General features: G+C 69.2%; 27 protein-coding genes. 24 read left to right on the top strand and 3 right to left on the bottom strand.

Annotated elements, in window-relative coordinates; genetic code table 11:
* The 15 genes from DDF67_RS16455 to DDF67_RS16385 form a co-directional block, all read left to right on the top strand.
* A partial coding sequence (locus tag DDF67_RS16455) for an undecaprenyl diphosphate synthase family protein (protein ID WP_199229258.1) occupies nt 1-175 on the top strand: 175 nt, incomplete at its 5' end.
* Entirely contained in the window at nt 153-1,001 is an 849-nt protein-coding gene (locus DDF67_RS16450) for a phosphatidate cytidylyltransferase (protein WP_109101928.1), read from the top strand. The genes DDF67_RS16455 and DDF67_RS16450, both read left to right, overlap by 23 nt.
* Nucleotides 989-2,179 (top strand): 1-deoxy-D-xylulose-5-phosphate reductoisomerase, encoded by a 1,191-nt coding sequence (gene dxr / locus DDF67_RS16445; RefSeq protein WP_109101927.1) that lies wholly within the window; start codon nt 989-991, stop codon nt 2,177-2,179. Before DDF67_RS16450 ends, dxr begins: the two co-directional genes overlap by 13 nt.
* 31 nt (nt 2,180-2,210) lie before the next feature.
* Nucleotides 2,211-3,407: a M50 family metallopeptidase gene (locus tag DDF67_RS16440; protein ID WP_109101926.1), complete on the top strand. Its 1,197-nt coding sequence runs from the start codon at nt 2,211-2,213 to the stop codon at nt 3,405-3,407.
* Nucleotides 3,408-3,424: 17 nt separating this feature from the next.
* The gene (gene bamA / locus DDF67_RS16435) at nt 3,425-5,785 is read left to right on the top strand and encodes an outer membrane protein assembly factor BamA (RefSeq protein WP_109101942.1); all 2,361 of its coding nucleotides are present in this window, start codon (nt 3,425-3,427) and stop codon (nt 5,783-5,785) included.
* Between the two features lie 22 nt (nt 5,786-5,807).
* Nucleotides 5,808-6,476, top strand: coding sequence for an OmpH family outer membrane protein (locus tag DDF67_RS16430; protein ID WP_058346387.1), 669 nt, complete (start codon nt 5,808-5,810; stop codon nt 6,474-6,476).
* Between the two features lie 136 nt (nt 6,477-6,612).
* On the top strand, nt 6,613-7,638 hold the full coding sequence (gene lpxD / locus DDF67_RS16425) for a UDP-3-O-(3-hydroxymyristoyl)glucosamine N-acyltransferase (protein ID WP_109101925.1): 1,026 nt from the start codon (nt 6,613-6,615) through the stop codon (nt 7,636-7,638).
* Nucleotides 7,635-8,111, top strand: coding sequence for a 3-hydroxyacyl-ACP dehydratase FabZ (gene fabZ / locus DDF67_RS16420; RefSeq protein WP_109101924.1), 477 nt, complete (start codon nt 7,635-7,637; stop codon nt 8,109-8,111). Before lpxD ends, fabZ begins: the two co-directional genes overlap by 4 nt.
* Nucleotides 8,108-8,902 (top strand): acyl-ACP--UDP-N-acetylglucosamine O-acyltransferase, encoded by a 795-nt coding sequence (gene lpxA, locus DDF67_RS16415; RefSeq protein ID WP_109101923.1) that lies wholly within the window; start codon nt 8,108-8,110, stop codon nt 8,900-8,902. Before fabZ ends, lpxA begins: the two co-directional genes overlap by 4 nt.
* Before the next feature lie 2 nt (nt 8,903-8,904).
* Nucleotides 8,905-9,738: a UDP-2,3-diacylglucosamine diphosphatase gene (lpxI, locus tag DDF67_RS16410; RefSeq protein WP_109101922.1), complete on the top strand. Its 834-nt coding sequence runs from the start codon at nt 8,905-8,907 to the stop codon at nt 9,736-9,738.
* On the top strand, nt 9,738-10,922 hold the full coding sequence (lpxB, locus tag DDF67_RS16405; protein WP_109101921.1) for a lipid-A-disaccharide synthase: 1,185 nt from the start codon (nt 9,738-9,740) through the stop codon (nt 10,920-10,922). The genes lpxI and lpxB overlap by 1 nt, the downstream gene beginning before the upstream one ends.
* A gap of 70 nt (nt 10,923-10,992) precedes the next feature.
* A complete protein-coding gene (locus DDF67_RS16400; RefSeq protein WP_109101920.1) occupies nt 10,993-12,621 on the top strand; it encodes a flagellar hook-length control protein FliK in 1,629 nt (542 codons plus the stop codon).
* On the top strand, nt 12,618-12,881 hold the full coding sequence (locus DDF67_RS16395) for an EscU/YscU/HrcU family type III secretion system export apparatus switch protein (RefSeq protein ID WP_109101919.1): 264 nt from the start codon (nt 12,618-12,620) through the stop codon (nt 12,879-12,881). The genes DDF67_RS16400 and DDF67_RS16395 overlap by 4 nt, the downstream gene beginning before the upstream one ends.
* 93 nt (nt 12,882-12,974) lie before the next feature.
* Nucleotides 12,975-13,679, top strand: a complete 705-nt coding sequence (locus DDF67_RS16390; RefSeq protein ID WP_109101918.1) for a glutathione S-transferase N-terminal domain-containing protein — start codon at nt 12,975-12,977, stop codon at nt 13,677-13,679.
* An 81-nt stretch (nt 13,680-13,760) separates the two neighbouring features.
* The gene (locus DDF67_RS16385) at nt 13,761-14,330 is read left to right on the top strand and encodes a 2'-5' RNA ligase family protein (RefSeq protein ID WP_109101917.1); all 570 of its coding nucleotides are present in this window, start codon (nt 13,761-13,763) and stop codon (nt 14,328-14,330) included.
* Between the two features lies 1 nt (nt 14,331).
* Here the strand turns inward: DDF67_RS16385 and DDF67_RS16380 are convergent, their stop codons facing one another.
* The 3 genes from DDF67_RS16380 to DDF67_RS16370 all read right to left on the bottom strand — a co-directional run bounded on the left by DDF67_RS16380 (nt 14,332) and on the right by DDF67_RS16370 (nt 15,617).
* On the bottom strand, nt 14,332-14,526 hold the full coding sequence (locus tag DDF67_RS16380; protein ID WP_109101916.1) for a hypothetical protein: 195 nt from the start codon (nt 14,524-14,526) through the stop codon (nt 14,332-14,334).
* A 70-nt stretch (nt 14,527-14,596) separates the two neighbouring features.
* Complete coding sequence (locus DDF67_RS16375; protein ID WP_109101915.1) at nt 14,597-15,040, bottom strand: YbaN family protein; 444 nt, start codon at nt 15,038-15,040, stop codon at nt 14,597-14,599.
* Entirely contained in the window at nt 15,018-15,617 is a 600-nt protein-coding gene (locus DDF67_RS16370) for a biliverdin-producing heme oxygenase (protein WP_109101914.1), read from the bottom strand. Before DDF67_RS16370 ends, DDF67_RS16375 begins: the two co-directional genes overlap by 23 nt.
* Nucleotides 15,618-15,747: 130 nt before the next feature.
* Between DDF67_RS16370 and DDF67_RS16365 the strand changes: the two genes are divergently transcribed.
* The 9 genes from DDF67_RS16365 (at nt 15,748) to der (ending at nt 23,571) form a co-directional block, all read left to right on the top strand.
* A complete protein-coding gene (locus tag DDF67_RS16365; protein WP_109101913.1) occupies nt 15,748-16,095 on the top strand; it encodes an ArsC family reductase in 348 nt (115 codons plus the stop codon).
* A 123-nt stretch (nt 16,096-16,218) separates the two neighbouring features.
* Nucleotides 16,219-16,890: an HAD hydrolase-like protein gene (locus DDF67_RS16360; RefSeq protein WP_233247679.1), complete on the top strand. Its 672-nt coding sequence runs from the start codon at nt 16,219-16,221 to the stop codon at nt 16,888-16,890.
* A 118-nt stretch (nt 16,891-17,008) separates the two neighbouring features.
* Entirely contained in the window at nt 17,009-17,407 is a 399-nt protein-coding gene (locus tag DDF67_RS16355) for a DUF6249 domain-containing protein (protein WP_109101912.1), read from the top strand.
* 33 nt (nt 17,408-17,440) lie between these two features.
* On the top strand, nt 17,441-18,016 hold the full coding sequence (locus DDF67_RS16350) for an RNA polymerase sigma factor (protein WP_109101911.1): 576 nt from the start codon (nt 17,441-17,443) through the stop codon (nt 18,014-18,016).
* Nucleotides 18,009-18,389 (top strand): hypothetical protein, encoded by a 381-nt coding sequence (locus DDF67_RS16345; RefSeq protein WP_109101910.1) that lies wholly within the window; start codon nt 18,009-18,011, stop codon nt 18,387-18,389. Before DDF67_RS16350 ends, DDF67_RS16345 begins: the two co-directional genes overlap by 8 nt.
* A gap of 53 nt (nt 18,390-18,442) precedes the next feature.
* A complete protein-coding gene (gene panB / locus DDF67_RS16340; RefSeq protein ID WP_109101909.1) occupies nt 18,443-19,270 on the top strand; it encodes a 3-methyl-2-oxobutanoate hydroxymethyltransferase in 828 nt (275 codons plus the stop codon).
* A 326-nt stretch (nt 19,271-19,596) separates the two neighbouring features.
* A complete protein-coding gene (locus tag DDF67_RS16335) occupies nt 19,597-20,346 on the top strand; it encodes a tetratricopeptide repeat protein (protein ID WP_109101908.1) in 750 nt (249 codons plus the stop codon).
* An 11-nt stretch (nt 20,347-20,357) separates the two neighbouring features.
* On the top strand, nt 20,358-21,770 hold the full coding sequence (locus DDF67_RS16330) for a PQQ-binding-like beta-propeller repeat protein (RefSeq protein WP_233247678.1): 1,413 nt from the start codon (nt 20,358-20,360) through the stop codon (nt 21,768-21,770).
* A gap of 121 nt (nt 21,771-21,891) precedes the next feature.
* On the top strand, nt 21,892-23,571 hold the full coding sequence (gene der, locus DDF67_RS16325) for a ribosome biogenesis GTPase Der (protein ID WP_109101906.1): 1,680 nt from the start codon (nt 21,892-21,894) through the stop codon (nt 23,569-23,571).
* The last annotated feature ends 5 nt before the right edge of the window (nt 23,572-23,576 follow it).

Genomic DNA, 23,576 nt, shown 5'->3' with positions numbered 1-23,576 from the left:
GCACCGGATCTCGAATTTCCTGCTGTGGGAATGCGCCTACGCAGAACTGGTGTTCCAGGATGTGCTGTGGCCTGACTATGGGCCCGAACACCTGGCCGCCGCCGTCGCGGAATATCGTAGCCGTGACCGGCGCTATGGAGGCATTGCAGCCGATGACGTCGCCGTCGCCGGCTAAGCGCTTCAACTGGGGCAATCTGGGTACGCGCGTGGTTTCGGCCACGGTGCTCGTACCCACGGTCGTGGCCGCTGTCTGGTTCGGCCAGGTGTGGTTCCTGCTGCTGCTGGCGCTCTGCACCGCGCTGCTGGCGCGCGAGTGGGGCATGATGAGCGCCCCCAAGGCGCCGGTCGGCGTCGCGATCGCCGTGGGCGTGGCGGTGCTGATCTCGCTCGTCGCGGCCTTCCGCGGTCACTACATCCTGACCTGGCCGCTGGCCGCCGCCGGGGCCGCCGCCGCCGCCCTGCTGGCCCGCGGCGCGGTCGAGCGCCGGGCCGACGCGGCCTATGGCGTCATCTACATCGCGCCGGCCTGCATCACCCTGCTGTGGCTGCGGCTCAGCCCGGCCGGGCTGTCGTGGACGCTGCTGCTGTTTGCGGTGACCTGGTTCGCCGACATCTTCGCCTATGTCACCGGCAGCATTTTCAAGGGTCCCAAGCTTTGGCCCCGGTTCTCGCCCAACAAGACCTGGTCGGGCTTCTTCGGCGGCCTGCTGGCCGCGGCCCTGGCCGCGATCGGCGTCGACCTGCTGGCCGAGGCCCTGCCGCGCCTGCCCGATATGGACCTAACCTGGCCCGTGGCCGCCGCCATCGGCTTCCTGGGCGGCCTGGCCACCATGACCGGCGACCTCTGGGAATCGATGCTCAAGCGCCGCTTCGGCGTGAAGGACTCCGGCGACCTGATCCCGGGCCACGGCGGCCTGCTGGACCGCGTCGACGGCCTGATGTTCGCCGCCATCGTCGTCGCCGCGGTGCGCCTGTTCGACCAGTGGGGATGGCTGCCTTGAACGCACGTAAGGTGGTGGTGCTCGGCTCGACCGGCTCCATCGGCGTTTCCACGCTAGATCTCTTCGAACAGTCCAAGGTTCCGGTCGAAATCCTCGCCCTGGCGGCCGGTCGCAATGTCGATCGCTTGGCCCAGCAGGCGCTGCGCTGGCGTCCGAAGCTGGCGGTGATCGAGGACGAGGCGCTGCTGGGCGACCTGCGCGAGCGTCTGGCCGGGTCCGGCGTCGAGGCCGCTGCCGGTTCGGAGGCCGTGGCCCAGGCCGCGGCCATGGGCGCGGACTGGGTGATGTCGGCCATCGTCGGCGCGGCGGGCCTGGCGCCGACCCTGGCGGCCGCCCGCACCGGCGCCGTCGTGGCCCTGGCCAACAAGGAAAGCCTGGTCTGCGCCGGTCCCGAGTTGCTGCGCATCTCGCGTCAGGCCGGCGGTACGGTGATCCCGGTCGATTCCGAACATTCAGCGATCTTCCAGGTGCTGCAGCCGGCGTGCCTGGACCGCGTGGCCCGCCTGATCCTCACCGCCTCGGGCGGTCCGTTCCGTACCTGGACCCGCGAGCAGATGGCCATGGCCACGCCCGAGCAGGCGATCGCCCATCCGAACTGGTCGATGGGCGCGAAGATCTCGGTGGATTCGGCGTCGATGATGAACAAGGGGCTCGAGATGATCGAGGCCTCCTACCTGTTCGATACGCCCGAAGACCGTATCGGCGTCGTGATCCACCCGCAGTCGGTGATTCACAGCCTGGTGGAGTACACCGACGGCTCCACCCTGGCGCAGCTCGGCCCGCCCGACATGCGCAGCCCGATTTCCTACGCCTATTCGTGGCCCGAACGGCTGGACTGGCCGGCCAAGCCCCTGGATCTGGGGGCTTATGGCCAGCTGACCTTCGAGGATCCGGACCTTTCGCGCTTCCCGCTTCTGGGCGTCGCGCGCGAGGCTCTGCGCCTGGGCGGCGGCGCGCCGACAGCGATGAACGCAGCGAATGAAGTCGCCGTCGCGGCTTTCCTTGACCGGCAGATCGGCTTTCTCGATATTGCCGCGTCGGTTGAGGGGACGCTTGAACGCATGAACGGGGTAGGGGACCTCGCCGTAACGGCAGGTGACGTTCTTGACACAGCCGTCATGATCGACGGTTCCGCTCGCCGTATTGCGGCCGAGGTTGTCGCTCAAAAGCGGCATTAGGAAGTGACCGGGGAGCTCTGATTCCAAGCCGATGATCGGTCTTCTGATCGCGATCGTGTCCATGGTCATCGTGCTGTCCGTCGTCGTGACGGTGCACGAGCTGGGACACTATTGGGCCGCGCGGGCCTGTGGGGTGGCGATCGATCGCTTCTCCATCGGCTTTGGCGCGCCCCTCGTTTCCTGGCGCGACAAGCGCGGCGTGGAGTGGCGCATCGCCTCGATCCCGCTGGGCGGCTATGTACGCTTCTCCGGCGACGAGAACGCCGCCAGCGTGCCCGACCAGAACGACCTGGACGCCATGAAGCGCGAGATCGCCGACCGCGAGGGCGCGGCGGCGCTGAAGCAGTACTTCCATTTCAAGCCGGTCTGGCAGCGGGCGATCATCGCGGCGGCCGGCCCGGTCGCCAATTTCATCCTGGCCATCCTGGTCTTCGCCGTGATGCAGGTGACCATCGGCGACCTGAAGACCCAGGTCATCGTGCAGGCCGTCGAGCCCAGGAGCGCCGCCGAGGTCGCCGGCTTCAAGCCCGCCGACGTCATCGTGAAGATGGATGGCAAGGCCGTCGAAAGCTATCGCGACGTCTCGGCCTATGTGAGCCTGCGCGCCAAGCTGCCGGTGCAGTTCACGGTGCAGCGCGCCCAGCAGATGGTGGAGCTTACCGCCACGCCGACGCTGGTCGAGCAGAAGGACGAGATCGCCGGCCGTGTGAAGGTCGGCCGTCTGGGCGTGTCGCTCGGCGGTCGCGGCTATTTCGAGCGCTCCTCCGTCTGGATGGCTATCCCGCGCGCCACGGCGCAGGTCTGGGACATGCTCAAGACCATCGGCTTCTATCTCGGGCGCCTGGTGACCGGCCAACTGCCGGCCGACCAGATCAGCGGCATCATCGGCATCGGCAAGACCGCCGGCGCGGTGACCCAGGCCAGCGTCGAGGGCGCCCCCGACGTCAAGACGATGATCATCCGCACGGTCGCCAGCCAGGCGATCCTGATCGCCAGCCTTTCGGTCAGCATCGGCTTCATGAACCTGCTGCCGATCCCCGTGCTGGATGGCGGCCACCTGCTGCTCTACGCCTATGAGGCCGTCTTCCGGCGTCCTCTGCGGGCCGACTTCCAGGCCGCCGGCTTCCGCGCGGGCCTTGCCTTGATCCTGTGTTTCATGCTGTTCGCGGCGTGGAACGACCTCAACCGCTACGACGTGTTCAAATTCATCGGCGGCCTGTTCACGTGAACGACCGCCGCCCGTCCATGATTGGTCCCATGAGCAAAATTCGCGCCCATAGCGCCGCGTTCGCCACCGGCGTTGCGCTTCTCTTCGGCTCCACCGCCCTGATCGCGCCCCAGGTCGCTTTCGCCCAGGCCCAGACGTCGGGCGTGGTGCAGCGCATCGTCGTGCAGGGCAACGAGCGGATCGAGGCGGGCACGGTGCTCTCCTACCTGCCGATCCAGCCGGGCGAGACGGTCGACCCGGCCCGCCTCGACCTGGCGCTGAAGACCCTGGCCCGCACCGACCTGTTCGCCGACGTCTCCATCGAGCTGGTGGGCGGCGACCTGGTGGTCAAGGTGGTCGAGAACCCGATCATCAACCAGGTGGTCTTCGAGGGGAACTCGGCCCTCAAGGAAGACAAGCTGAAGGACGAGGTGCAGATCCGTCCGCGCGGCATCTTCACCCGCGCCAAGGTGCAGGCCGACGTCCAGCGCATCATCGAACTCTATCGTCGTTCGGGCCGCATCTCGGCGACCGTGACGCCCAAGGTGGTCGAGCTGCCTCAGAAGCGCGTCGACCTGGTGTTCGAGATCAACGAAGGCCCCAAGAGCGGCGTCCTGGGCGTCAACTTCCTGGGCAACAAGGAGTTCTCGGACAACGAGCTCTCCGACGTCATCGTCACCAAGGAGTCGCACTGGTACAAGTTCCTGACCAGCAACGACAACTACGACCCTGACCGGATCGAGTACGACCGCGAACAACTGCGCAAGTACTACCGCAACCGCGGTTTCTTCGATTTCCGCGTCGTGGCCACCACGGCCGAGCTGGCCACCGACAAGAACGGCTTCGCGGTCACCTACACGATCGACGAAGGTCCCAAGTACAAGTTCGGCAAGGTCACCGTCGAAACCGAGCTGAAGAAGCTGGACGGCAACCTGCTGGCCCAGATCCTGCCGATCAAGACCGGCCAGATCTACGAGGACGAGCGCATCGAGCAGGCCACCGACGCCCTGACGTTCGCTGCGGGCGCGGCCGGCTTCGCCTTCGTGGACGTGCGTCCGCGCTACGTGCCCAACCGCGAGACCCAGACGGTCGACGTGGTCTTCTCGGTTCGTGAAGGCCCGCGCGTCTACGTCGACCGCATCGACATCGTCGGCAACACCGCCACGCTCGACTACGTCCTGCGCCGCGAGATGGAAGTCGCCGAGGGCGACGCCTACAACCGTGTGCTCGTCGATCGCTCGCGCAACAACATGCGCCGCCTGGGCTTCTTCAAGGACGTGACCATCGAGGAGGTGCCCGGCGCCGCCCCCGACCGCACCAACCTACGGGTCAAGGTCGAGGAGCAGCCGACGGGCGAACTGTCGTTCAGCGCCGGCTACAGCTCGGTCGACCAGCTGGTGCTGGACGTCGGCGTCACCCAGCGCAACTTCCGCGGCCGCGGCCAGAACCTGCGCGCCCGCGTGTCGGTGGGCTCGCTGCGCCAGCAGGTCGACTTCGCGTTCACCGAGCCGCGCTTCCTGGGCCGCAATTTGGCCGCGGGCGTGAACCTCTACTCGTACCGATATGACCTCAGCGAGTTCGCGGCCTACGACACCAAGTCGCTGGGCGGCGGCTTCACCATGGGCTTCGGCTTGACGCAAAACACCTCGATGAGCCTGCGGTACACCCTGCGCCAGGACGAGGTCAGCGTGGCCGACAGCTACTGCACCAATGGCACCGTCTCGACGATCCTCTGCCTGCAGCGCGGCGCCTACATGACCTCGCTGGTCGGCTACGGCCTGCGCCTGGACAAGCGGAACGACCCGCTGCGTCCGACCCGCGGCTTCTTCGCCGACCTGAACCAGGACTTGGCCGGCTTCGGCGGCGACGTGAACTACCTCAAGACCGAAGTCGACGGCGGCTGGTACTGGGGCTTCAACAAGGACTTCGTGTTCAGCGCCACCGGTTCGGCCGGCTACATCGAGGGCTGGGGCGGCGACAGCGTCCGGATCAACGACCGCTTCTACAAGGGCGGCCAGTCGTTCCGCGGCTTCGAGACGGCCGGTATCGGCCCGCGCGATACGCTGACAGACAACAGCGCCCTCGGCGCCAAGCTGTACGCGATCGGTTCGCTGGAACTGACGATCCCGACCTTCCTGCCCGAGCAGTATGGCATCAAGGCCGCGCTGTTCAGCGACTTCGGCACCGCCGGCCAGCTGGACGACGTCGACCGCCAAGTTTCGCCCGGCGAGTTCAGCGACACGATCAGGGACAACCTTGGTCTGCGCGCTTCGGCGGGCGTGAGCATCGACTGGAAGTCGCCGATGGGACCGATCCGGTTCGACATCAGCCGCATCCTGGCGAAGGAAGACTACGACCGGACGGAAACCTTCCGTTTCTCCACCTCCACTCGTTTCTAATCTCCACAAGGCTTTAGACGACATGTCCTCCAAGTTCTTCGCCGCCGCCGCTTCGGGCCTGGCCGCGTTCGCCGTGGCCTCGGGCGCCTTCGCTCAAGCCGCCGCCCCGCTCGCCAAGGCTCCGGCCGCTCCGGCCGCCCCGGCGATCACCCACGGCGCTCCGATCGCCAATCTGTGCGTGTTCTCGGCTGGCGCCGTGCGCGGCACTTCGGCCACCGGCAAGGCGCTCGACGCCCGCCTGAAGGCCCTGCAGACCACGGCCGAGTCGCCGCTGGCCGCCCGTGAAAAGGCTCTGCAGACCAAGATCGACGCGTTCAACGCCGCCGCCAAGACCCCGGCCGCCGACATCAACGCCCGCGAAAAGCAGAAGGCCGACCTGGAACTGGAGCAGAGCGCCCTGCAGCGCGACGCCGCCCACACCCAGATGGAACTGGTCGCCACCGCCGACACCGCCCAGCAGACCTACTCGACGGAACTGCAGCCGGCCGTGATCTCGGCCTACCAGTCCAAGCAGTGCGGCGTGCTGCTGGAGCGTAGCGCCGTGGCCATCTTCAACCCGGCCATGGACATCACCGCCCAGATCGTCAGCGCCCTGGACGCCCGCGGCAAGGCCGGTTCGTTCCAGGCTCTGGAACGCACCAAGCTGACCCCGCAGCAAGCCGCCCAGCTGGCCGCCCAGCTGCAGCGCTAAGCACCGAGAGCGCCCGTCCGGCCTTTGCGGCTGGGCGGGCGCTTTCCGTTACGGCATTGACTCGGAGCGGCTTTGGGCCGCCTACACTTCGTCCGTATCGGGCGATTCCCGGGACGGCCGTCGTCGAGAGGTTTGCATGCCGGACCCCCGCTTTTTCGAGACCCTGGGTCCGGTTTCCGTGTCCGCCCTTGCCGCCGTCGGCGGGGCCGAGCTGGCTGATCCGACCCTGGGCGAGCGTCTGATCGCCACCGTCGCGCCGCTGGACGACGCGGGTGCTGACGCCGTCTCCTTCCTTTCCGATCCTCGCCGGGCCAAGAACCTGTCGGCCTGCAAGGCTGGGGCGATCTTCATGCGCCCGCAGCACCGCGAGTTCGCGCCGGACGGCTGCGCCGTATTGCTGACCCCGCATCCGCAGGCCGCCTGGGCCGCCGCGACCGCTCTTCTCCATACCCCGCGCCGCCACGAGGCCGGCGCTCCCGCCATTCACCCTTCCGCCGTGCTGGAGGAGGGCGTGCGCCTGTCGCCGGGCGTTATCATCGGCCAGGACGCCCGCATCGGGCGGGGCACGACGATCAGCCCCGGCGCCGTCGTCGGCCCGGGCGTCGCCATTGGCCGCGACTGCTTCATCGGCGCCAACGCCGTGGTCGGCTTCGCCCTGATCGGCGACCGGGTCAGCCTGCACGCCGGCTCGGTGGTCGGGGAGGCGGGCTTTGGCGCAGCTCCCGGCGCCAGGGGCGTGGTCGACCTGCCGCAGCTGGGCCGCGTAGTCCTGCAGGACGGCGTGACGCTCGGCGCCAACAGCTGCATCGATCGCGGCGCCTTCGACGACACCACGGTGGGCGAGAACACCAAGATCGACAATCTGGTCCATGTTGCGCACAACGTGCAGCTGGGCCGCAACTGCGTGTTGGCGGCCTATACCGGGCTGTCGGGCACCACGGTCGTCGGCGACGGCGTCGCCTTCGGCGGCAAGGCCGGCGTAGCCGACCACTTGACGATCGGCCCCGGCGCCAGCATCGGGGCTTCGGCCTCGGTGTTCAAGGACGTGCCGGCGGGCGAGACATGGACAGGGTTTCCCGCGCGACCGATCAAACGGTGGCTGCGAGAAACCGCATGGCTGTCGCGCAGCGCGCGCAGCCGGGGGATGAAAGACGAGGCATGAGCCAGACCGAAACCGCGGCCCCGCAGACCGACATCGACATCGCCGAGATCCTCAACCGGATCCCGCACCGCTACCCGTTCCTGCTGGTCGACCGCGCCGAGGCCTACGAGCCCCACAAGTCGATCGTCGGCATCAAGTGCGTGACGGTGAACGAGCCGTTCTTCCAGGGCCACTTCCCGGGCAATCCGGTGATGCCCGGCGTGCTGATCATCGAGGCCCTGGCCCAGACGGGCGCGGTGCTGATGAGCAAGTCGCTGGAAGTCGACACCGCCGGCAAGACGATCTTCTTCATGTCGGTCGACAACGCCCGCTTCCGCAACCCCGTGCGCCCGGGCGACGTCCTGCGCATGGAGGTCGAGGTGCTGCGCGCGCGTTCCAGCATCTTCAAGTTCAAGGGCGTGGCCAAGATCGGCGACAAGGTCGCCGCCGAGGTCGAGTTCGCCGCCATGGTCGTGGAGACCCCGACGAAATGACGAAAATCCATCCGACCGCCATCGTCGACGCCGGCGCCAAGCTGGGCGAAGGCGTCGAAATCGGGCCGTTCTGCATCGTCGGCCCGGACGTGACCCTGCAGGCCCGCGTGCGCCTGCTGTCGCACGTGGTGGTCGATGGCGTCACCACCGTCGGCGAGGACACCGTCGTCCACGCCTTTTCCGCCCTGGGCGGCCCGCCGCAGCACCTGGGCTACAAGGGCGAGCGTACGCAGCTGGTCATCGGTCCGCGCAACGTCATCCGCGAGCAGGTGACGATGAACACCGGCACGGCCTCGGGCCGTGGGGTGACCACGATCGGCGCCGACGGCTTCTTCATGGCCGAGGCCCACGTGGCCCACGACTGCGCGGTCGGCGACAATGTCGTGCTGGCCAAGGGCGCGACCCTGGGCGGCCATGTCGACGTCGGCAACTTCGTGTTCGTGGGCGGCCTGGCGGCCATCCACCAGTTCTCGCGCGTCGGCCGCTACAGCTTCATCGGCGGTCTGGCGGCGGTGACCAAGGACGTGATTCCCTATGGTTCGGTGTGGGGCAACCACGCTCACCTGGAGGGGCTGAATCTGGTGGGCCTCAAGCGCCGGGGCTTCTCGCGCGAGACGATCAACGCCCTGCGCGCGGCCTACCGCCTGATGTTCGCCGACGAAGGCACCTTCCAGGAGCGCTTGGACGACGTGGTCGAGACCTATTCGGCCACGCCCGAGGTGATGGAGATCGTCGACTTCATCCGCGCCGACGGCAACCGTCCGCTGTGCCTGCCCGAGCGCGAGGTCTGATCTTGCGCAAGCTTGGACTGATCGCCGGCGGCGGGGCCCTGCCGATCGAACTGGCCGCCCATTGCGAGCGCGCCGGACGGCCGTTCTCGGTGATGCGGGTGCGGGGCTTCGCCGATCCGTCGCTGGAGCAGTATCCCGGCGCCGAGGTGGGCATCGCCGAGTTCGGCAAGGCCTTCAAGGCGCTGAAGGAGGAGGGCTGCGAGGCTGTCTGCTTCGCCGGCGTCGTCGATCGCCCGGACTTCTCGGCGCTGATCCCCGACTTCCGGGGCGTGAAGGTGCTGCCCGGCCTGATCAAGGCCGCGCGCGAGGGTGACGACGCCCTGCTGCGCCGCGTGCTGACCGAGTTCGAGAAGGAAGGCTTCATCGTCGAGGGCGCCCACGAGGTGCGCGGCGAGATGACCCTGCAGGCCGGCCCCCTGGGCCGCTACGCCCCGCGCGAGCAGCACGGCGCCGATATCGACCGGGCCCTGACCGTGGCCCGCGCCATTGGCGGGCTGGACGTGGGGCAGGGGGCCGTGGTCTGCGACGGCCTCGTTCTGGCCGTCGAGGCCCAGGAAGGCACCGACGCCATGCTGCGCCGGGTCGCCGACCTGCCGCAGGCCGTGCGCGGCTGTCCCGAGGCGCCCAAGGGCGTCCTGGCCAAGGCGCCCAAGCCGATCCAGGAGACCAAGGTCGACCTGCCCACCATCGGCGTGGCCACCATCCAGCGTGCGGCGCGGGCCGGCCTGGCCGGCGTGGTCGGCGAGGCCGGCCGCCTGCTGATCGTCGACCGCGACCAGGTGATCGCCTGCGCCGACGACCTGGGTCTCTTCGTCTACGGCGTCGAGCCGCGGTGATGCCTTCCCCCCGGCCGCTGACGGTCATGCTGATCGCGGCCGAGGCCTCGGGCGACAATCTCGGCGCGGGCCTGGCCAAGGCCCTGCGCGCCCGGCTGGGCGACCAGGTGCGCTTCGTCGGCCTGGGCGGCGCGCGCATGGCGGCCGAGGGCGTCCAGAGCCCTTTCGACATCGCCGAGCTGTCGATCCTGGGCCTGTTCGAGGGCCTCAAGGCCTATCCGCGGGTGCTGCGCCGGCTGAAGGACGTCGAGGCCCTGGCCGTGCGCGAAAAGCCCGACGTGGCCGTGCTGATCGACTCCTGGGGCTTCAACATCCGCCTGGCCAAGCGCCTGCGGGCGCTGGACCCGTCGATGGCGCTGATCAAGTATGTCGCGCCCCAGGTCTGGGCCTCGCGTCCTGGACGGGCCAAGACCCTGGCCGAGGCCGTTGACCTGCTGCTGGCCACCCAGCCGATGGACAAGCCGTTCTTCGACGCGGTGGGGCTGCCCAGCGTCTTCGTCGGCAATCCGGCCCTGGCCCGCGATTTCGGCGCCGCCGACGCCGCCCGGGCGCGGGCGGCGATCGGGGCGGGGCCGGACGATCCGATCCTGGCCGTCCTGCCGGGCAGCCGTCCGTCCGAGATCGAGCGTGTTCTGCCTGCTTTCGAGGACGCCGTCCGCATCCTGAAGGCCGATCGTCCGAACCTGCACGTCGTCGTGCCGGCCGCCCAGACGGTGGCGGCGGCGGTCAAGGCGCGCGTCGCCGGCTGGCCGTTCCGCGCCCACGTCATCGAGGATGATCAGGCCAAGGACGACGCCATGAAGGCCGCCACAGTGGCCCTGGCCTGCAGCGGCACGGTGACCATCGAGCTGGCCCTGGCGGGCGCGCCGATGGTGGTCGGCTACAGGATCGGCGCGATCACCTACAGCCTGCTCAAGCGCCTGATGACGCCGCGCTGGGTGACGCTGTTCAACATCGCCGCCGACCGCGAGGTCGCGCCCGAGCTCCTGCAGCACGACTGCACCGGCGAGCGATTGGCGGCCCAGCTGTCCATGCGGCTCGATGATCCGGCGCTGCGCGATCGGCAGGTGGCCGAGCAGTACGCCGCCCTGGACCAGCTGGGGCGCGGCATGCCCGATCCGGCCGAAGCCGCCGCCGACGCGCTGCTCGCGTTCCTGGAAAAGCGAACCGCCAAAACGGCTTAAGACCCGCTTCACGCCTGTGGATTAATCTCGCGGAAACCCTGCGCGCCCTGGCGCGCCGTGGAGTTCGCCTGTGTCGGTTCAGTCGCTCGGACCCGTTGTTCCCAGTCTCGCCTCGGTGCAGCCGGCGGCGACGATCGCGCCCGCCGGTCCGCAGGGCGGCCAGACGGGACAGGCGGGCCTGCCGCCGCCGGCCATGCTGGCCCAGATGGCGATGGCCGAGGCGACCGAGGCCCTTGGCAAGATTGCGGTGCAGGCGGGCGCCGCGCACGATGCTCCAGACACGGTGGAAAGCCTGCTGAAGGGCGGGACCACCGGCCAGGCCCGTGAGATCCTGCTCTCCAGCTCCACCGTTCAGGCTAAGGTCGTCTCCGACATGGTCGGCCGCGCCGCCGCCGCCCAGGGCGGCATGGCCCCGCTGTTGGCCGACCTGGAGCGGGTCTCGACATCGCCCCAGGCGCCCGCCCTGGTGCGCCAGGCCGCCGCCAACATGCTGGCTCTGCGCTCGCCGATCGACGGAGCCGTGACCGCCGGCGAGATCCGCCAGGCCTTTGGCCGCTCGGGCCTGTTCATGGAAAGCCGCCTGGCCGAGGAGGCCCCCGCGCCGGGCGCCGCGCCCCTGGCCGCCAAGGACCTGAAGGCCGCCATGCTGGTGCTGCGCGCTGCCGTGGCCAGCTGGAGCGTCCAGGCCGGTCCCGCCACGCCGGCGACGACAGCCGGGCCGACAGGCCAGGCGCCGAGCGCCTTACCGCCCCAGACGCCCACGAACACGCCACAGCCTCCTTCGCCTTCGCCTCAGACGCTCGGCGCGCCGGCGCCGCAGGTCGGAGCGCAGGCGGCCGCCTTGTCCGCGCCTCAGCCCAATCCCGCCCAGGCCGCCGTCGAGGCTGAAGCTCGGCCGCCCGCCGCGCCTGTCCCGGCGCAGCCCGAAGGGGCCGAGACGCCCGTCGCCCGCTTCCTGGCCGCCGTGGCGCCGCGTCCGGCTCCGCAGCAGGCGGCCCAGCCTGCCGCCGCCCTGTTCGTCCTGGCCCAGGAGGCCGCCGCCGGCTTCGAGGAGGCGCCTGTCGCGCGTCCGCTCATGACGCCGCTGGCCCCGCCGCCCGGCAAGGGTCCGCCGCCGCCGTTCGCCGGCGGACCGGTCGTGGCCCAGCCGGCCGCGCCCTCGACCCTTGCCCCCAACGCCGCGCCCGCCGCGGTCGCCCAGCAGCTCGCCAAGGGCGTCGACGCGGCCCTGGCCCGCCAGGAACTCCTGCAGGCCGCTTCGCTGCCCGAACGGGCCGAGGCCGCGCGCCCGGCCGACGGCCGCCCCGTCGAGGACCGGCCCGGCCCGCGCTGGGTGTTTGATGTGCCCTTCGCCACGCCGCAGGGCAGCGCCGTGGCCCAGTTCGAGATCAGCCGCGACGGCGGCGGGGGCGGGGCCGCCGGCGGTCCGGGCGAGGCCCGCACCTGGAAGGTCCGCTTCTCGCTCGACGTCGAGCCCATGGGCCGCATCGACGTCCAATTGGCGCTGACCGGCGAACGGGCCCGGGTCTCGCTGTGGGCCGAGCGGTCCGAGTCGATGGCGCGCCTGCGCGGCGGCGAGGAAATGCTGAACGCCGCCCTGCGCGAGGCCGCCCTGGAGCCGGAGGTCGCCTTCCACGCCGCCGCACCGCCGGTCGCCGCGCCATCCGCGCCCGGCCGCTTCCTGGACCAGGCCACATGACCCGCGTCTCGGGTCCCCGCATCGCCGTCGCCTTGCGCTACGACGAGCCGAACGCCCCGCGCGTGGTCGCCAGCGGCCGTGGCTGGGTAGGCGACAAGATCGTCGAAACCGCCCGCGAGCATGGCGTGCCGCTGGAGGAGAACCCGGCCCTGGCCCAAGCCCTGTCGACCATCCCGATGGAGGAGGAGATTCCCGAGGCGCTCTATGTCGCCGTCGCCGAGATCCTGGGCTTCATCCTGCGCTCGGCCGCGCGCGACTGAACTGGGATAACTGAAACAAATAAAGTTGCGGTAGGGGGCTGGGCCTTGCTCCGGCGGCGCCTATATCGACCGGGACCCTTCGCAGGAGCTTCCATGTCCGATCTCTCGGCCTTCCCGATCGCCAGCCGCTGGCCCGCCGCCCATCCTGACCGCATCCAGCTCTATTCGCTGCCCACGCCCAACGGCGTGAAGGTGTCGATCATGCTGGAGGAGGTAGGCCTGCCCTACGAGCCGCACCTGATCGACATCGGCAAGAACGAGACCTGGACGCCGGAATTCCTCAGCCTGAACCCCAACGGCAAGATCCCGGCCATCATCGATCCCGACGGTCCGGGCGGCAGGCCGCTGGCCCTGTTCGAGAGCGGCGCGATCCTCGTCTATCTGGCCGAGAAGACCGGCAAGCTGCTGCCGGCCGACCCGGCCGCGCGCTACGAGACCCTGCAGTGGGTGTTCTTCCAGATGGCCGCCGTCGGCCCGATGTTCGGGCAACTGGGCTTCTTCCACAAGTTCGCCGGCCGCGAGTACGAGGACAAGCGCCCGCTGGAGCGTTATCGCGCCGAGAGCCAGCGTCTGCTGGGCGTGCTGGAGACCCGCCTGGAAGGCCGCGACTGGCTGATGGGCGAGGACTACACTATCGCCGACGTCGCCACGCTGGGCTGGGTGCGCAACCTGGTCGGCTTCTACGAGGCGGGCGAACTCGTAGACTTCAAGAGCCTGAAGAACGTGCCGGCCTGGCTGGAGCGGGGCCTCGCCCGTCCGGCGGTGCAGCGCGGCCTCAACATCCCGGCGCGCCCGTAGTCCAGGGCAGGGCGGGCGGCGACAGCCGTCCGCTCCGGCGCCATAAGGCGAGCCACCCTTCAACGGCCGCCGATTCTCGCCATGTCGCTGTTTCCCGAGCTGGACGTCCCGCCGTCCGATCGCCTGTTCTTCGGGATCTTTCCGCAGGCCCCCGTCGCCGAGGCGATCGCCGGCCGGACTCGTGACCTGAAGGGCCGCCTTGGCCTTGCCGGCGCGCCGCTGACGCCGGATCGCTTCCATGTGACCCTGCACCACATCGGCGACTATGCCGGCCTGCCGCGCGGCGTCGTCGCTCAGGCGCTGGAGGCCGGCGAGGCGGCGTCGACCGCCGCGCCGTTCGAGGTGGTCTTCGATCGCGCCGCCAGCTTCAACAACCGTGGAAACAACCCGTTCACGCTGCAGGGCAGAGATGGGCTTTCGAGCCTGCATGGCTTTCAGAAGGCCCTGGGCCTGGCCATGGCCCATGCGGGCCTGGGCAAGCAGGTCGCCAGGCAGTTCAATCCGCACGTGACGCTGCTCTACGACCGCGCCCTGGCGCCGGAGACGCCGGTGGAGCCGGTGTCGTGGACGGTCGGCGAGTTCGTGCTGATCCACAGCCTGCTGGGCCAGACCCGGCACATCGTGCTCGGGCGCTGGCCCCTGAAGGGTTGATCTAGCGATCCTGCACGTTGCCCGAATGGGTCGTGTTCTGGCGCAGGTTCCCGTGCCGGCCCTGTTCGGACAGGTTCACGTCGGCGTTGCCGGGATCGGGCGATTGCAGGCCTTCGGCGCTGGCGTGGCCTTCGATATCGGGCTTCTGGCCCTTGAAGGCGCGTTGTTCCGGCGGAATGGGCGGGGCCTTGGACATGGCTTCCTCCTTCTGGCTGTCGGAAGAAAACCGTCGGGACGCTTAGCCCGTTCCTAGCGTAGCGCTTGGCTCAGGCCGTCGGCGGAGCCGGGCGGGAGACCACGAAGGCCGCGCAGGCCGCCATGACCGCGCCGACCAGCAGGCCCAGCCAGAGCTTGGGGCGCGCGGCGATCAGGAACACCGCCATGCCGCCGGCCATGCCCATGCAGGCCAGCACCTTGGCCTTGCGCGGGATCGCGCCGTTCGCCCGCCACGCGCGGATCGAGGGGCCAAAGCGCGGATGGTTCAGCAGCCACGCCTCCAGCCTGGGCGAGGACTTGCCAAAGCATCCGGCCGCCAGGATCAGGAAGATGGTCGTGGGCAACAGCGGCAGAAAGGCGCCGGCTATGCCCAGGCCCGTGAACGCGAAGCCGGCCAGCAGATAGCCGACACGCAGGCCGCGCGAACTCGGCAGGGCCGTCGGCGGCTCGTCGATCTCCAGGGAAGGCGGTTCAGCCGAAGGCGGCGTCGACATAGGCCTGCACCCTTGAGAAGGCGGCGTCCGCGCCGGCGATGGCGCGTGCTTCGCCCGCCTCGTCCAGCCCGGCCGCGTCGAGCGCGGCGGTGAACTGGCGCCAGTGGACGGCGCGGCCGTCAGGATGACCCGCAAGGTGGCGCGCGCCGAGCGTCTCGTCCAGGCCGAGCCTGGCGGCCGCCTTGAAGAGGAACGCCGCCCCCAGGTTCGAGCCCTCGGCCACGTACAGCCAGCCAAACGCCGTGGCGAGGTCGGGCTCGGCGTCGGCGGTGAAGGCCGGCGGCGGCAGGTCGGCCAGGGCGGGCAGGCCAAGGTCGGCGCGATCGGCGGCGATCTGTGCCATGCGGCGGCGGCCGTCGAGGTCGGGCAGGCGGTCGGCGAGCTCAGGACGCTGGTACAGGCCGTCGATATCGCGGTGGAATCGGTACTGCACCTCGAGGAACCGTCCGTAGCGCTCGCGGTCGGCAAAGGGCTGGCCGGCCATGATGCTCTTGTCGAGTCGATCGTGCGTCGCTTCGGTTCCGGCCTTCAGGCGCTTGGCGAGGGACGGGGCTTGAGCAAGAGCGGTATCGGTCATGGGTCCAATGTTGTCGTGTCGCGACTGAGACGCAACTGCTCCAGGTCAAATCCGTCCGCGCCTCGAACGAAAATGCTAAGCGGGGAGGGAAGGGCCCGACTCGCGGGCGGATTTCTGGAGCGCGCCCCCGGTGACGGTGACGATCTACGGCATCAAGGCCTGCGATACGATGAAGAAGGCCCGCACCTGGCTGGACGAGCACGGCGTGGTCTATGCTTTCCATGACTACAAGGTTTCGGGCGCCGACCGCGCCGACGTCGAGCGCTGGGTGGCGCAGCTGGGCTGGGAAACGGTGCTGAACCGCGCCGGAACGACCTTCCGCAAGCTGCCCGACGCCGACAAGGCGGGCATCGACGCGGCCAAGGCCGTCGACCTGATGCTGGCTCAGCCGTCGATGATCAAGCGGCCGATTCTCGACGTCGACGGCAAGCTGCTGGCGGGCTTCAAACCCGATCAGTACACGTCTATTCTCGCCTGACGAGCGAAACGCCGCTTGCGCGATTGACGCGAGTTGGCGAACTTTGGGGCGACAAGGTCCGCGTCGAGCGGCTAAGTCTTGGGGAAACAGCCGGTTCGTCCGGCGGCAGGGCATTGAGTGGGCGTGACTTCGGGGCTTCCCTACGATCTGGCGATCTTTGATTTCGACGGCACGTTGGCCGACAGCGGCGCCGTGGTGCTGAAGCTCGTCAATCCGATGGCCAGGATGTACGGCTTCAAGAGCGTCACCGACGAGGAAGTCGAGATGCTGCGCGGCCGTCCCAACCGCGAGATCATCAAGTATCTGGGCGTCTCGGCCTGGAAGATCCCGATCATCGCCGCCCACGGCAAGAAGCTGATGGCTGCCGAGATCGGTTCGATCGGACTGTTCCCAGGCGTTCCCGACATGCTCAAGGCCCTGGCCGCCGGCGGCGTGCGCCTGGCCGTGGTCAGCTCCAACAGCGAAGCCACCATCCGCACCGTGCTGGGGCCGGACCTGGCCCAACTGATCGACCACTACGGCTGCGGCGCCTCGCTGTTCGGCAAGGCCAAGAAGTTCACCAAGGTGATCAGGACCGCCCGGGTGAAACCGGGCCGGGTGATCTCGATCGGCGACGAGACCCGCGACATCGACGCCGCCAACGCTCTGGGCCTGGCGTCCGGCGCCGTCACCTGGGGCTACGCCACCCGCCAGCTGCTCGTCGACCATGCGCCGACCGTGCTGCTCGACGCGATGGACGACATCGTCGCGCGCCTGACCCCGCGGGTCGAAGCGCCAGCCGTCGCCACGGCCTGATCCGCCTTACGAAAGTTTCATCTCGGCGGGCGCCTCCAAACGGCGCCGTCAAAGCCTCTTCCCTGTACGAGACGAAAGCGACAGGCTCTCGTCGACACACATTCGAGGGGAACAGGTCATGGAACTTGGAGTCCTGGTGCCGCTGGCGCCATTCATCATGGTCGTCTGCATCGTCGTGATCCCGATGTGGCTGAAGAGCCGCGATCGTCGCGAGATGCAGGCCACCGTCCGCGCCGCCATCGAGAAGGGGCAGGCGCTGCCGCCCGAGCTGATCGAGGCGATGACCAAGGAGGTCAAGCCGGCCAAGGTTTCGTCGGCCCTGCGCGACATGCGCACTGGCGTGATCCTGATCGCCGTCGGCGCGGGCCTGGCGGTGCTGGGCTTCATGCTGGGCCAGATCGCGGACGAGGCTCTGCATCCCGTCATGGGCGCGGCCGCCATCCCGGCCCTGATCGGCGTCGCCTACGTCATCCTGAGCTTCTTCAACCCCAACAAGGGCCACCAGCCGGACGCCTGACGCAGGCGCCTTGGGGAAGAGGGGACCTTCATCATGGGCATCGAACGCCCACCCACCACCGGTCACGACGTCGAGCTGGCGGCCCTGGCCGCCACCGGCGACCGCCGGGCCTACGGGGAGCTCGTGCGCAGGCACGGCTCGTCCGTGAGAGGCCTGCTGCGTCGCCTGGGCGCCGATCCGGCCACCGCCGACGATGTCGCCCAGGACGCCTTTCTGGTCGGCTTCGAGCAGATCGCCGACTATCGCGGCGAGGGGGCCTTCGGCGGCTGGATCAAGAAGACGGCCGCACGGCTGTATCTGCGCAAGGTCAAGCGCGACTCGCGCCTGATCTTCTCGGACGCCGCCCCGGAAGAGCCGCCGCCACCCGTTTCGGGCGACACGCCCGGCGACCGGCTGGATCTCGACGAAGCGCTGAAGGGGCTGTCGCGGGGCGAGCGGCTGTGCGTCTCACTCTGCTACGGCGCGGACTGGTCACATGCGGAGGCTGCAGAAGCCTTGAACATCCCGATCGGCACGGTCAAATCCCATGTCAAACGTGGTCTGGATAAACTCAGGGCCAGGCTGGCCCCGCCCACGGACGCCTCGGCGCGGAGGGAAGGTCATGGTTGATCGCGATTTCGACGCGCAGCTTTCGCGGCTGTTCGCCGAACCGCCGGCGTTTCCGGACGCCGAGGGCTTCCACGGGCGGGTCGAGCGCCGGCTCGACCGCGGCTGGACGCTGCGGCGCCTGGCGATCGGCGCGGCCGGCGGCGTGGCGGGCCTGTTCGCGGTCGGGCAACTGATTTCCAGCCGTTTCGCCACCGACCTGCGCTCGGCCTCCAGCGAGAGCGTCTCGACCGTGGATTTGGGCGTCGACAGGCTGATGGACCAGGTGAACCAGTTCGTCGCCACGCCGGCCAGCGTAGAAACCCTTTGGCTCGGCGCGGCTCTTGCGGCTATCGCTCTGACCTTCGCCATCACCCGACTGGTCGAAGAGTTCTAATCCGGAGGCGGCCTGCCGCGCTCCGGGCTTTCGTAATAGAGCCGGAGCGAGTCTTGTCCGCCCATCGTCAGGAGACGGTCCGCCGTCTCGCCGCCCCCGATATCGCCGCCCGCAAGGGCGGCGTTCCGATCGTCTGCCTCACCGCCTACACGGCCCCGGTGGCCGCCGCCCTCGACGACGCCTGCGACGTCCTGCTGGTCGGCGACTCGCTGGGCATGGTCGTGCATGGCCTGCCCAACACCGTCGGCGTGACGATGGAAATGATGATCCTGCACGGCCAGGCGGTCATGCGCGGCTCGAAGAAGGCCATGGTCGTGGTCGACATGCCGTTCGGCTCTTACGAGGGCGCGCCGGAAGAGGCCTATGCCAACGCCGTGCGCATCATGAAGGAAACCGGCGCCCAGGCGGTGAAGGTCGAGAGCGGCCCCACCGTGCCGGAGACGATCCGTTACCTCGTCGATCGCGGCGTGCCGGTCATGGGCCATGTGGGCCTGCGCCCGCAGGCGGTGCTGGTCGACGGCGGCTTCAAGGCCAAGGGCCGCGACGAGGAGGGCCGCCAGAAGATCCTGGCCGAGGCCCGCGCCACCGCCGACGCCGGCGCCTTCGCCGTCGTGGTCGAGGGCGTCGCCGAGGCCCTGGCCCGCGAGATCACGCAGGCCATCGCCCCGCCGACCATCGGCATCGGCGCCTCGGCCGGCTGCGACGGCCAGGTGCTGGTCAGCGACGACATGCTGGGCCTGTTCGACTGGACCCCCAAGTTCGTGCGCCGCTACGCCGACCTGAAGGGCGCGATCGAGAAGGCTGCCGCCGACTACGCCCGCGACGTCCAGGACCGCAGCTTCCCGGGCGTGGCCGAGACGTACTACGCCAAGAAGGATTGAGGTTGGCGGTGTCCAAGCCCTTCCTCCTTGATGGGGGAAGGGTTGGGATGGGGGTGACGCCGAGCGTTCAGTTCGCACCGAAGCGCCAGGATGGGCCGCCGTAGTCACCCCCAACCCCGGCCCTTCCCCCATCAAGGGGAAAGGGGGCGAGTGATACCCTTCCAAACCGCGGTTCCCCGCCGTTGCGGCGGCGGCGGACACGCTATAGGTTCGCCGCCTGCGTCGCGGCCTGCGCCTCGACTCCTGATGTTTCAACCTTGCGTCGTCCGGGATCGTCCGGGCAGCGACGCCCCGGCGCCGTCGGCGCCCGTACTGGAGCCTCGTTCGTGGTCGATGTGTTTGACGAGGTCGAAGAGCAGCTTCGCTCCGACCGCTACAAGACCTTCGCGCTGAAGTCGCTGCCCGTCCTGGGCGCGGTGGCCGTGGTCGCGGTCCTCGGCGTCGGCGGCTGGTGGGGCTGGACGGCCTACGAGAGCAACCGCGCCAACAAGGCGTCGGAAGCCGTTCAGGCGACCCTCGAATCCTACGAGAAGAACGGCCCGGCCAAGGCCTTCTCCGAGTTCGAAAAACTGTCGAAGGAAGGCAACGCGGGCTACCGCGCGCTGGCCCTGATGCAGATGGGCGGCATTCGCCTGGACGAGGGCAAGACCAAGGAAGCTGTCGGTTATTTCGACGAAGCGGCCAAGATTGCTCCCGATCCTGTCATGGGTGACATAGCCCGCCTCAAATCCGCCTTCGCGCTCATGGACACGGCTCCGTATCAGGAGATCGAGTCGAGGCTGACCCCGTTGACCGGCGAGAAGAGCCCTTATCGCGTGCAGGCCAAGGAAGCCCTGGCGTTCGCCAAGCTCCAGGCCGGCAAGACGGCCGAGGCGCGCGGCGATTTCGTCGTGCTCTCGCTGCTGTCGGACGGTTCTGACGACACCCGCCAGCGCGCCCAGGCGGCGATCCAGATGATCGACTCCGGCTCGGCCAAGGCCCTGCCGGCCGCCGTCAAGGCCGCCGCTGCTCTGCCGCCGCCGGTCCAACTCGCGCCCGGCCAGCTGCCGCCGGGCCTGCAACCCCAAGCTCAATGAGCCGCCGACCCATGACTCTGAAGCGTTCCCTGCTGCTCGCCGCGATGATGTCGGCCGCGGTGTCGGTGACCGGTTGCTCGACGGTGTCGAAGCTCAACCCCTTCGGCAAGGATGAGAAGAACAAGGCCCAGGCCACCCAAGGGCAGCGAATCTCGGTCATCGCCTTCGATCAGAAGGTCGAGGCCGCCGATGGTCTGAAGGGCGTCGATTTCTTCCTGCCCGAACCGCAAGCCCAGGCCGACTGGCGCCTGCCGGGCGGCGGCCCCGAGCAATCGGTCGAACACGTCGCCGCCGCCAAGGACTTCGTGATCGCCTGGCGCAAGGGCTTTGGCCAGAAGGCCAACCGCACCTTCCACATCACCTCCAACCCGGTCTCGGCCGAGGGCAAGATCTTCGTGCTCGACGGCGAGGCCAAGGTCTCGGCGCTCGACGCGGTCACCGGCGAGACCCTGTGGCGCAAGGATCTGCGTCCGGCCCGCCAGCCGGGCAAGCGCGGCTTCTTCGGGATCGGCGGCCGCAAGGACGACACCAAGGGCTTCGGCGGCGGCGTGGCCTATGCCGACGGCAAGCTCTACGTCTCGTCGGGCTTCCGCTTCGTGGCCCAGCTGGACGCGGCCACCGGCAACGAGAACTGGCGCCAGGCGACCAGCACGCCGGTCCACGCCGCGCCGACCGTGGCCGACGGCCGCGTCTTCGTGGTCTCGACCGACAACGAACTGCTGACTTTCGCCGCGACCGACGGCACGCCCGGCTGGACCTACCAGGCCCTGATCGAGCCGGCCCGCATCCTGGGCGGTTCGAGCCCGGCCGTCAGCGGCGATACGGTCGTCGCCGGCTTCGCCTCGGGCGAACTGGTGGCCCTGCGCGCCGGCAACGGCAACGACCTGTGGAGCGAGGCCCTCAGCCGCGCCAGCCGCACCAACGCCCTGTCGGAAATCCGCGACATCGCCGGCCGCCCAGTGATCTACAAGGGCGACGTCTACGCCGTCAGCCACTCGGGCGTGTTCGCCGCCACCGACCTGCGCACAGGGCAGGCCCGCTGGAGCCTGCCGGTCACCGCGATCACCACGCCCTGGCCCGTCGGCGACGTGGTCTACGTGGTCGACAAGGCCGGCCAGGTGATCTGCGCCTCGCGCGACGGCGGCCAGGTCCACTGGATCCGCGACCTGAACGAGACCGACAAGCTCTCCAAGAAGCAGAAGAAGAAGCTGGCCAAGCGTCCGCGTGTCTGGTCCAGCCCGATCCTGGCTTCGGGCCGCCTGATCACGGTGTCGAGCTACGGCGAGGCCGTGGCCCTGAACCCCAAGACCGGCGCCACCGAGAAGACCCTGAAGATCGGCGCGCCGGTTCTGCTGGCTCCGATCGCCGTCGGCGACAAGGTCTACATCACCACCGACGAGGCGGATCTGATCGCGATCCGCTGACCCTTTCCGGGCTCCCTTGCGAGCCTGGATTTCATCCACACCGTCCCGGGCCCGGGCTGGCGAATCGCCAGCCCGGGCTTGTTGCTTTGCCGGGACCCGAAAAATCGACTACTGACCGCCTATGCCTTTGAAACTCGCCATCGTCGGCCGCCCCAATGTGGGCAAGTCCACGCTGTTCAACCGTCTTGCCGGCAAGAAGCTGGCCCTGGTCGACGACCAGCCGGGCGTCACCCGCGACCGTCGCTTCGCGCACGGCCGCCTGGGCGACCTCGACCTGGAGCTGATCGACACCGCCGGCTTCGAGGACGTCACCGACGAGAGCCTGGAAGCGCGCATGCGCGCCCAGACCGAGCTGGCCATCGATGAGGCCGATGTCGCGCTGTTCGTCTTCGACGCCCGCGAGGGCCTGACGCCGCTCGACAAGATCTTCGCCGAGATGCTGCGCCGCCGGAACAAGCCGGTCGTCGTTGCGGCCAACAAGTCGGAAGGCAAGCAGGCCGAGATCGGCGCGGCCGAGGCGCACCGCCTGGGGCTGGGCGAGCCGATCCCGATCAGCGGCGAGCACGGCGAGGGCATGGCCGACCTCTATGCGGCGCTCCTGGCGGTGACGCCCGAAGAGCTGCAGGAAGAGTTCGAGGACTACGACGACGACACCAAGCCGATCAAGATCGCCATCATCGGCCGTCCGAACGCCGGCAAGTCGACGCTGGTCAACCGCCTGATCGGCGAGCAGCGCCTGCTGACCGGCCCGGAAGCGGGCATCACCCGCGACTCCATCTCGGTCGACTGGACTTGGGACGGCCGCAAGATCCGCCTCGTCGACACCGCCGGCCTGCGCAAGAAGGCCAAGGTCAACGAGAAGCTCGAGAAGCTCTCGACCCAGGACACCATCCGCTCGATGACCTTCGCCGAGGTCGTGCTGCTGGTGATGGACGCCACCCATCCGTTCGAGACCCAGGACCTGCAGATCGCCGACCTGGCCGAGCGGGAAGGGCGCTGCGTCGTGTTCGTGCTGGCCAAGTGGGACCTGATCGAGGATCCGGGCCAGACCCTGAAGGATTTCAACGAGCACGCCGAGCGCATGCTGCCCCAACTGCGCGGCGCGCCGGTCGTGGCGCTGTCGGGCGAGACCGGTCGGGGCGTCGAGCGCCTGATGCCGGCCGTGATCAAGACGCACCGCGACTGGTCGACCAAGGTCAAGACCCGCGACCTGAACGACTGGCTGCAGCTGGCGATGCAGAGGCACCCGCCGCCCTCCGTGGGCGGAAAGCGCGTCAAGCCCAAGTACATGGCCCAGACCAAGGCCCGTCCGCCGACGTTCGTGCTGTTCTCCAGCCGCGCCGATCAGATGCCCGACCACTATCGGCGCTATCTGGTCAACAGCCTGCGCGAAAGCTTCGACCTGCCGGGCGTGCCGCTGCGCATCACCATCAAGTCGGGCGCCAACCCCTATGCCGACGCCGACCAGGGGTATGTTGTTAAGGGCAAGCGCGCCTTCGACAAGAAGGAAGCCGAGAAGGCGCGCCTGAAGGCCGCCCGCAACACGGTCAAGAAGTCGGCCCAGAAGGCGACGGTTTCGGCCGAGCTTCCCGAGGCGGCCAAGGCCGACACCGGCAAGGCGGCCGTGAAGTCGGTCAAGCCGCAGGGCCCCAAGGCCCAGAAGAAGGTGTCGACGGCGCCGAGCTACAAGGTCGGCACGAAGAGCGCCGGCGGCAAGGCCGGCGGTCCGCGCCGTCCGGTGGCCGGCTCGCGCGTCGTGCGCGGCAACAAGACCCCGGGCGGGAAGCCCAAGGGCCGCTAACTCGG

The sequence above is a fragment of the Caulobacter endophyticus genome (assembly GCF_003116815.1).
Classification (GTDB): Bacteria; Pseudomonadota; Alphaproteobacteria; order Caulobacterales; family Caulobacteraceae; genus Caulobacter; species Caulobacter endophyticus.
Note: the sequence above shows the minus strand (reverse complement) of the source record. Positions and strands in the feature narration are given on the sequence as shown.